General features: G+C 34.1%; 10 protein-coding genes. All 10 read left to right on the top strand.

Annotated features, from left to right (window positions below; genetic code table 11):
• Positions 1-24: 24 nt before the first annotated feature.
• The 10 genes from M0D21_RS12335 (at position 25) to M0D21_RS12290 (ending at position 9,249) form a co-directional block, all read left to right on the top strand.
• A complete protein-coding gene (locus tag M0D21_RS12335; RefSeq protein ID WP_248329909.1) occupies positions 25-1,740 on the top strand; it encodes an MBL fold metallo-hydrolase in 1,716 nt (571 codons plus the stop codon).
• Positions 1,741-1,931: 191 nt separating this feature from the next.
• The gene (locus M0D21_RS12330) at positions 1,932-2,615 is read left to right on the top strand and encodes an ABC transporter ATP-binding protein (protein ID WP_248329907.1); all 684 of its coding nucleotides are present in this window, start codon (positions 1,932-1,934) and stop codon (positions 2,613-2,615) included.
• A 15-nt stretch (positions 2,616-2,630) separates the two neighbouring features.
• Positions 2,631-3,881 (top strand): ABC transporter permease, encoded by a 1,251-nt coding sequence (locus M0D21_RS12325; protein WP_248329905.1) that lies wholly within the window; start codon positions 2,631-2,633, stop codon positions 3,879-3,881.
• Positions 3,882-3,890: 9 nt separating this feature from the next.
• Entirely contained in the window at positions 3,891-4,175 is a 285-nt protein-coding gene (locus M0D21_RS12320) for a ubiquitin family protein (RefSeq protein ID WP_248329903.1), read from the top strand.
• A 12-nt stretch (positions 4,176-4,187) separates the two neighbouring features.
• Complete coding sequence (locus M0D21_RS12315) at positions 4,188-4,634, top strand: hypothetical protein (protein ID WP_248329901.1); 447 nt, start codon at positions 4,188-4,190, stop codon at positions 4,632-4,634.
• Positions 4,635-4,738: 104 nt separating this feature from the next.
• Positions 4,739-5,503: an outer membrane lipoprotein-sorting protein gene (locus M0D21_RS12310; RefSeq protein WP_248329899.1), complete on the top strand. Its 765-nt coding sequence runs from the start codon at positions 4,739-4,741 to the stop codon at positions 5,501-5,503.
• A gap of 104 nt (positions 5,504-5,607) precedes the next feature.
• Positions 5,608-6,900: a hypothetical protein gene (locus M0D21_RS12305; protein WP_248329897.1), complete on the top strand. Its 1,293-nt coding sequence runs from the start codon at positions 5,608-5,610 to the stop codon at positions 6,898-6,900.
• An 89-nt stretch (positions 6,901-6,989) separates the two neighbouring features.
• A complete protein-coding gene (locus M0D21_RS12300; protein WP_248329895.1) occupies positions 6,990-7,331 on the top strand; it encodes a YciI family protein in 342 nt (113 codons plus the stop codon).
• A gap of 39 nt (positions 7,332-7,370) precedes the next feature.
• Entirely contained in the window at positions 7,371-7,811 is a 441-nt protein-coding gene (locus tag M0D21_RS12295) for a YciI family protein (protein ID WP_248329893.1), read from the top strand.
• A gap of 142 nt (positions 7,812-7,953) precedes the next feature.
• Entirely contained in the window at positions 7,954-9,249 is a 1,296-nt protein-coding gene (locus M0D21_RS12290) for an RNA polymerase sigma factor (protein ID WP_248329890.1), read from the top strand.
• The last annotated feature ends 116 nt before the right edge of the window (positions 9,250-9,365 follow it).

The following is a 9,365-nucleotide window of genomic DNA, read 5'->3' as shown; positions in this document are numbered from 1 at the left end:
CTAACTTTTAAAACTTTAATCAATATGAAAAATTTACAAACCAGGAATTATGTATTCCTGAACGCTAAAAGCTTTTTAATCTTATTAAGCGTCTTAATTTTTGCATCGTGTGCCGATGATGACACAAACATCCCAGATGACACGGTCTTTCTAAAAGATGTACTTAGAGCCGTAGGAGGTGTAGACGCTGTTAAAAATGCAGTAACTTTATCGTATCATACCGAGGGAAATACATTTGAATATGAGCAGGATATTCCAACATTTCCTAGCCCTTTGACTAGTAACTTGTATCACTATGATTTTTATACTGAGTTGGCAGAACGTAAAATACGATTCGATTACCATTCCATAAGCTTCAATCACCCAGCAGTTTATGATACTGAAGGACCGTTAATCATCATTAATGATAAAAAGGGGTCTACTTCGAATTATTTTTATTGGGCTTCTTACTATTTTGATATTATTGATCCACATGCGTTGTTTTCTACCGAAATCGAGGCGCATATCAAAAATCAGAAGATGGCCAACCCAATAGCGTTGCTAAAAGAAATATTAGAGAATGAAGGAGTTGATGCAAGCACTAGAACGAACACTTTTTCTGTAAATACCAGAGTAGAAGGTCTAACCATTGATTTGGTAATTGATCCTGATACGAATATGCCTGTAAGTGCTAGAATTAAAGAATCAGACTTTTTACAAGGAGATTCAACATTTGAAGTATTTTATGAAGATTGGACAAAAACTGGAAGGTTAAAATATCCAGCAACGGCAGATTACCAACTTAATGGTGATACGTTAAAAAGAGAAAAATTTACCGATATCAAATTTAACCCGCCTTTACCAGAAGATACCTTTACTCCAGAACAGGTAAGTTTAGAAATCGCTTTTGACGAGGAGCAAGCAGATTTTGGGATATTAAACTCTCAATTCTATCATAGATGGAGTGCTTGGAATATTCCTTGGCCAGAACCGACGAACAATGGGGCTCTAGATCTTGGTAATTTTGATCTTACTTCGGTAGGAGTAACAGATCAATATATAGGTCCTAAAGTTAAAATTTTTGGAAGACCAGATAACCGCCTCTGGAATGTAGGGATAGAAACTCCAGAAGGAATTGTTTTGGTTGATGCACCCTTAAATCAAAGATGGACCAGAAGTCTAATTGATGAGGCAAAAAAGGCTTTTCCCGGTAAAGAAATTATTAGTGTAATAGCTACTCATACACATCATGATCATTTTGGAGGCATTCGCGAAGCTGTATACGAAGCGGACAAGGTATATATTGCTGAAGAAGGAAAAGAATTCTTAGAAAATACATTAAAGAGAAAATTCACTTTACAACCAGATAATTTAGCTAAGAGTCCGAAAAACGTAGATATCGAAGTGGTAAGTGATGTAACCTATTTAGACAATGGGAATATTGAAATTCATAGATTGCTTCCGCAGAACACTTCTTTTGTGCCGCATGCAAAAGATATGTTATTTGTCTACATGCCAGAATATGAACTACTCATACAAGCAGATCAACTATGGAACGGGATATTTTCTGCGATTTGGAATGGGCAAAGTGTAAGAGGTTTTACTCCTAAAACTAAAGAAGAATTGAGCAATAATGCCGCATATCTTTTGGATTATATTAAAGAAAAAGACTTGAAGGTTAGCAAAATTGCTGCCATGCATGGAGGATTAGGACCATATCAAGATCTTCTAAATGTAGCTGCATATCTTGGCGGAAATTAAAAAATAATCTTACCCCCTTTTTTAGACTACTGTTTGTGATTATTTGTTCAGGAAAAGATGCTTTGTATAAAAGTGTGGGTCATCCTGTGATAGCAAAAAAGGGGGGTAAGTAGTATTACCTAGAGGTATAATAAGGTTTCTTCACAATGTTCTTGTGTACCAAAACCTAAACCTAGTAAAACATACCAGAGATGAATTATAATCAAAAAATTATTGAATTAACCAATGTTGATAAAACATATGCATTAGGGAATCAAGAATTAAAGGCTTTAAAAGAAGTTAATATCTCTGTGGAATCTGGAGATTTTATGGTCGTTGCTGGTCCTTCTGGTAGCGGAAAAAGCACCCTTTTAAATCTTATCTCTTTAATTGATGTTCCAACTTCTGGGGAGGTGCATTTTTGTGGGGAAAACATTAAGAACTTTTGTGATAATAGGATTACCGCTTTGAGAAGTGAAAAAATAGGAATTGTATTTCAACAATATAATTTAATACCAGTTTTGTCTGCTATAGAAAATGTTGCTTTCCCGTTACAGATACAAAAAAAATCAAAGAAAGAAAGTTTTGAAAAAGCTGAAGCCATATTGGAAGAAGTAGGGTTAAAAAATTATATCCATCAGAGGCCAAATAATTTGAGTGGCGGTCAGCAGCAAAGGGTTGCAATTGCTAGAGCCATGGTTACCGAACCAGAAGTAATTATTGCAGATGAACCTACATCGGCATTGGATAGTAAAACAGGGCAGGAAATTGTCGAGTTGATGAAGTATTTCAACAGATCAAAACATATGTCATTTTTATTTTCTACTCATGATCCAAAAATTATAAATACAGTAGATAAAGTGATTCATATGGAAGACGGTTACATTATGAATTAATACGCTAAAAACGATATGAACTATTTAAAATTGGCTTTACGCAATATTGCCAGACATAAAAAAAGATCTATAGTCACTATAATGACAATTGCTCTTGGATTTACAGCACTTGGAGTAATCGGCGGGATTGTAAATAATATTTTTTCTCGTCTAAAAGAACAAGCGATAATTGGCGAAAAGTTAGGGCATCTCACTTTAGCCAAAAAGGGGTATTTTGAATATGGAAAAATGAATCCTGAGGAGTATGTATGGGGAGCAGAAGATCTTAACAAAATACTTTCTATCATAAATAAAAACCCTGAGGTAACCATATCTACACCACGTTTAAGTTTATTTGGCGTTGTGAGTAATGGGAAGTCTTCTACAATTTTTATTACTGAAGCCATTGTGCCTCAAGATGATAAAAAACTGGTGATTACCGATGTAGATGGTAGATCAGGAAGCTTACAAACCGTTTCATTGGATACAGAAGGTAAAGACAGAGCTGTTGTAGCGATAGGGTCAGAATTATCAGAAAATTTGAATATAAAAAAGGGCGAGAATCTCACATTATTGGTATCAACTATAGATGGTATAACCAATGCGGTTGATGTTGAGGTTGGGCATATTTATAACACAGGTAACCCGGCGACTAATGATAAATTTATCTTGTCCAATTTCTATATGGCACAAGAATTATATGATACCAAAGGAGCAGAACGTATTATTGTCACAATTAAAGATCCTGAGAATATTTACAAGGTAAAAGAACAGCTTATCCAGGATTTAAATGTGGCAGGATACGAAGTGTCTTCTAAGGTTTGGTCTGAAGTATCTCTTACGTATTCTAAGGTAAAGAAGATGTTCGGAATTATTTTTAGAGTCCTGACCATAATCATAACAGTCATTGTATTGTTGACATTATTGAATACCATGCAAATGTCTGTAGCCGAGAGAACCCGTGAAATTGGTACTCTAAGAGCAATTGGATTAATTAAACGAAGAATAATTTATTTATTCTGCCTAGAAGGCTTGATCATGGGAATTCTCGGTTGTGCAATAGCCGTACCTATTCTATTGCTAATAACCTTTATTCTTAAATCTTTAAAAGTTTCTTTTATTCCACCAGTTGCATCAACAGAAGTGCCTATAGAACTTATTATTAAAATGAAAAGTGTATTGCCGGTATTACTTCTGTTTTGTTTGGCCTCACTGGTATCTTCATTTATCGCTTCTAGAAAAATTACCGGACAAAACGTGGTTAAATCACTAATTACTATCAATTAAAAGCTTATTATGAAAACAACTACAGTATCACTCAAGTTCCCGACTCAATTTTCAAAGTTTATAGATGATCAAAAATCTATTCAATTTAAAGGAAATAGAGTGGCCGACCTTTTGGATCATTTAGATATCGAATACGGAAGTGTTAAGGAACGCTTATTAGAGGAAGACGGGCAGGTAAAGCCTTATATCAATTTGTTTTTAGAAAATAAAAACATAAATGTTCTTAAGGGACTTGAAACAGAAGTGAATGACGGATCTTGTATCTCTCTTTTATTGTCGAGAGCGGGAGGATAAGTATTAGAATTTATGGTAGAGAAAATAATTTTATCAATTCATTTGGTAGCCGGAATCGTTTGGATTGGGTCTGTTTTTATGGGGACATTTATCGATTGGCCATCTGCCAAAGAAAGTGTACTCGAAGGACGTTTTCCATTTCGATTTATAATAGGGCAGGGGAAACGAGTATACTACAGTGTGTATTTTGGGATATTTCAGCTTTGGGGCTCAGGAACGGCATTGACCATTGTTCATCCTCCAGAAGGGAGAGTAGAAGTAGTGTTTTTTGCACTTCGAGTATTATGTCTATCTATTATGACACTTTTTACCTTATACGGAACCTTAGTTACTTGGCCAAAAATACAATTAGCTACAAGTGAGGAGGCATTTCATTACTATAAGGACTATAAAAACAGGGCCATAGGGACATTTGTTTGTGGTATTGTGGGAGCAGTACTTACACTTTGGTCTTTTTAGAAACCATTAACCATAGAAATATTGAAACATGCCATGATGAAGTTTTTGATGCGTATTGAGAATAGTTCCTTGGCAAATTCTATACCTGTAAAATATTATAACACATGAAAACAATCATATTTAGAACCGTAGCGTTAGTGGTAATGATTATAACGATTTCTTCAAAACCCATACTCGAAACAGATTATGATACTATACTCAAAAGAGCTGATCAGTATCGTGGAGGACAAGTTCCTGGAATAAGTTGGGAAGTACAAGTACAGAATATAGAAGAAGGTGCTATTAGAAATGAATTAAATCTGAAAGTAGAGGCTTCAACCACAGATACTCAGCAGTTTGCATTAATAACTTTTTTGAAGCCTAAAAAATATGGAGGCCAAAAGTTACTACTTCGAGGTAATAATATGTGGTTTATCAAAAAAGGATTAAGTAGACCTGTTCCTATTTCTGGAAGGCAACGTTTGTCTGGGTCTGCTTCTAATGCCGATGTTGCTTCTGCAAATTATTATCAGGACTATGATATTAGTGAAGTAAAAGAAACAGAAATTGATGGTCAAGAGTATTGGCTCTATGAGTTAGTGGCTAAGAACAATTTGGTGAGTTATTCAAAAATCAAATACTGGATAAATAAGGAAGATTACCATGGAGTGAAAGCCGAGTTCTACGGAAAATCAAAAAAACTCATTAAAACCGCTTTTTTCAAATATCAAAATGAGATGCTCTATGAAAATGAAAAAGATAAATATATCTCTGAGGTAAAAATCGTTGATAATATCAATACTGAAGATAGTACGATACTTAATATGACTAGCCCAGAGTTTAAATCCTTTAGCAACTCAAAGTTTCAGAAGAGTGTTTTAATGGATTAATTCAACTTTTCAAACTAGCAATAAACATAATAACCAACTAAATACCACTACGAGGCAATTCTTCTATTGCTTCTAAGCGTTTTTACCTTAAAAACAATTGTCTTTTGAGAACTATTAGCATTTGCCTTTTGGCAATATCGATATCATTTCTGGGGATAGGTCAGGAAAAATCATCTATAAAATCATGGTTTTTTGAGTCTACAACTGTCGAGGCAGATATTTTACCATTTATGCGATTTAGAGATTTTGTTGATGAAGATGGGACTTTAAATCCAGACAATAGAATCGCTAATCTGAATGAAACAGAAGGGGGAGTATTTGTGCGCCCTGAATTAAAGTTTGATAAGAATAAATTCTCTTTAAAAGTAAGTCCGAGATTCAATATGATTTTGGCCGAAGGACGAAAACCAGATACAGAATTTTATTTTCAAGCCTTAAAAGGGAAAATACTCATTGGGGAATCATTCTATGCGGCTGGAGGTAGATATTTGAAACCATTTGGGACGTCAATATTTATCAATCCTAGTAATCCATTTTTTTTGGATGCAGGTAGATTAAATCCTAAAATAGAAGTACGTCCAATGGATTTTGTAGAGTTTAATTGGTCTACAAAAAAGAATATAGATTTTACTTTGATAGCCAATATTGGTAAGGGCGAAGTTCAAACGGTTTTTGATGAGCCATTCTTCGAATTTTCACGCCGTTATGGTTTGCTTACAGAGTATTATGGAGATTCTTACAATGTAGGGGCTATAGCTTCTGTTTCTGAAGAAGAACAATATCATTTAGGAATTTATGCACAAAAGAATATTGGTGAAGCAATGGTAATTTGGGTAGATAGTGCTTTTGAGCATGGTATAAATAGATTCTATCCGGTAGAGGGGCATCCTACAGAACTAATTTCATTTAATATGACCAATGGAGAGCAAAATGATGATTTCTTTTTTTCGGGATTAATTGGAGCATCATATACTTTGAAAATTGGCCCGACCATTAACCTTGAATATTATCACAATAGTAAGGGGTATAACAGTGATGAGGTTGATGTATTGAATGCTATGATTACTTCGTCTGTAGAATACAATTTTGATGTTACCCGTGATTTATCAGACCGAAATTTAGGTCGTGCCATAAATACCGGAATGCCATATTTACGCAAAAACTATATGTTTTCTCAGCTTGGAGAGAATGATGTCTTTGGCAAGTTGAATTACAACCTCAGGTATTTTTATTCTTTCGATGATGGAGGTAGTCAGATTTCAGGAGTAATTGAATGGAACTTGCTGGATCAGTTAGAAATCTTCACAGTAGGGTTAGTAAATATTGGAGATGAGAAATCCGACTTCAAAAGGTTGATTTCAAATAACGTAATGGTAGGAATGAGCTATCGATTTTGAATTTAATGCAGTGACCTGTCCAAAAAAAATGTTTTGGATCGTCTTAATTATAAAGCGTAAAATTTTTTAACTAGATAATATTATAATTTATGAAAGAATTTATGATGATTTTAAGGGCTTCTTCAGATTTCCGTGATTACAAACCTACTCCGGAAGAGATCGAAGTAAATACAAAAAAATGGCAAAGTTGGATTGGCAACATTGCAGAGCAAGGAAAACTTATCAAAACCAATGAAATAGGAGTAGATTCAAAAGTTATTAATTCAGATAATGCAGTTTCTCAAGGACCTTATGTTGTAGATGGAGAAGTGGTGACTGGTTTTATGTTATTAAAGGCAGATTCTGCAGAAGATGCTGCTTCATTGGCAGATGGATGCCCAATTTTGGATATGGGAGGAAAAATCGAAATAAGAGACCTTGTAGTATATTAAAAAACACAACTAACTAATATTAAAACCTAAATTTAAATTATGAAAACAATCGCAAAATTAATTACTGTAGTAATTGTTGGCCTTTTCACCTTTTCTTCTTTGGCCGCAGCAGAATTAGATAATGATCAACCCAAAAAATACATGCTTCTTTTCAGAAGTGAAAACATCGATCATTACAAATTAACTCCTGAGCAAATTCAAGAAAGTATTAAGCAATGGCAGACCTGGATTGGGGGTATAGCTGCTCAAGGAAAGTTAGTAAGTACACATCAAATCGGTTCTGAGGCCGCTGTTCTCCTACCAAACGATAAGGTTGAGAAAAAACCTTACGAAGCATTGAACCAGATTGTAGGAGGATATATGATTCTTAAGGCGAGCTCTATGAAAGAAGCGATGGAATTTGCCAAAGAATGTCCAGTGTTTCAAATTGGCGGAAACGTAGAAATTAGAGACATTATGGAAGTACCTGAAAATAATTAATATTCAGGTAGAAAAAGGAAACTTTAATCAAATATATTTAGTAGCTTTATTAAAGTTTCTCACAAGATATTCCTGTTGTTTGCTTATCTATTTTGGGAGCTAATATGTAACAATGTTTCTTACTACTAAATAGTGAATGTTCATGAGCCAAAACGAACTAATATCAGATTTATTTAGAACGGAGTTTCGAAAAATCATTGCGGTATTGATAAAAACGTTTGGTATTGATCAAATTAAAACTGCCGAAGATATAGTAAGCGACACCTTTTTGGTAGCCACCAAAACATGGCAAACAACAGGAATTCCAAATAATCCAAAAGCCTGGTTGTATAAAGTAGCGAAAAACAAAACGCTCGATGTACAAAAGAGGAATGATATTTATAGAAATAAGGTAGTTCCAGACGTTTTAAACAGCAGTAAAACCGATTTTTCTTATGAGATTGATATTGATCTATCGAAAAAAGGTATTCTTGATAGCCAGCTCAAAACCATTTTTGCCATTTGTAACAAGACCATTCCAGAAAATGCTCAGATTGCTCTAGCATTACGTATTTTATGTGGATTTGGAGTAGAGGAAATTGCAAATGCTTTTTTAGTAAGTAAGGATACTATTAATAAACGATTGTTTCGAGCAAAAGAAAAGCTAAGGGCTGCAGATTTAGATTTAAAAATACCCAAGGATTCCGAACTTGAAGAACGATTAAATACGGTATTAAAGATTATTTATTTACTGTTTAATGAAGGGTACTATTCTCAATGTAAGAAATCAAGTTTGCGAAAAGATCTGTGTTATGAAGCGGTACGATTAAATTATTTACTTACCAATTGTGAAACTACCAACAAACCTTCAGTAAATGCTTTACTCTCGCTTATGTGTTTTCATACGTCGAGGTTTGAAGCCAGAATGGATCAGGATGGAGAATTTATTTTATATGAAGATCAAGATATAGCGCTTTGGGATACATCTTTGATAGAGAAAGGAAGGTATTATCTTAGAAAAGCTTGTACAGGAGATAAAGTTTCAAAATATCATCTCGAAGCTGCAATTGGGTACTGGCACACTATACGTGACAAAGATAAAACCCAAGAGAAATGGGATCAGATTTTACAATTATATAACCAACTATTACAAATAGAATACTCAACCGTAGCTGCATTAAATAGAACTTATGCTTTATCTAAAGTAAAAGGGAAAAGAACAGCTATAAAGGAAGCCGAAAAATTAAAATTATCAAATAACCACCTATACTATTCTCTGCTTGGAGATCTATATGAAGGGATAGATGAATTAGAAGCGAAACGCAATTATAAGCTAGCTTTGAGGTTAGCAAGAATTAAAGCTGATAAATCATTATTATCTAAGAAGATAGATAATCTTATGGTATCTACACCAGAGAAAGAAGAAAACCTAGAAAAAAAAGGAGTTAAGAGTTTTTAAGGTACCGTTTTACACTACATTTTGTTGTTATATAGTGATGCCATGATTTTTTTGTGGCCAGCCTTTTTTTGTCTTTTTTTAGGGAGATTTAATTTTAATTATCTGTAAATCAATTA

The organism is Aquimarina acroporae, from assembly GCF_023195925.1.
Classification (GTDB): Bacteria; Bacteroidota; Bacteroidia; order Flavobacteriales; family Flavobacteriaceae; genus Aquimarina; species Aquimarina acroporae.
Note: the sequence above shows the minus strand (reverse complement) of the source record. Positions and strands in the feature narration are given on the sequence as shown.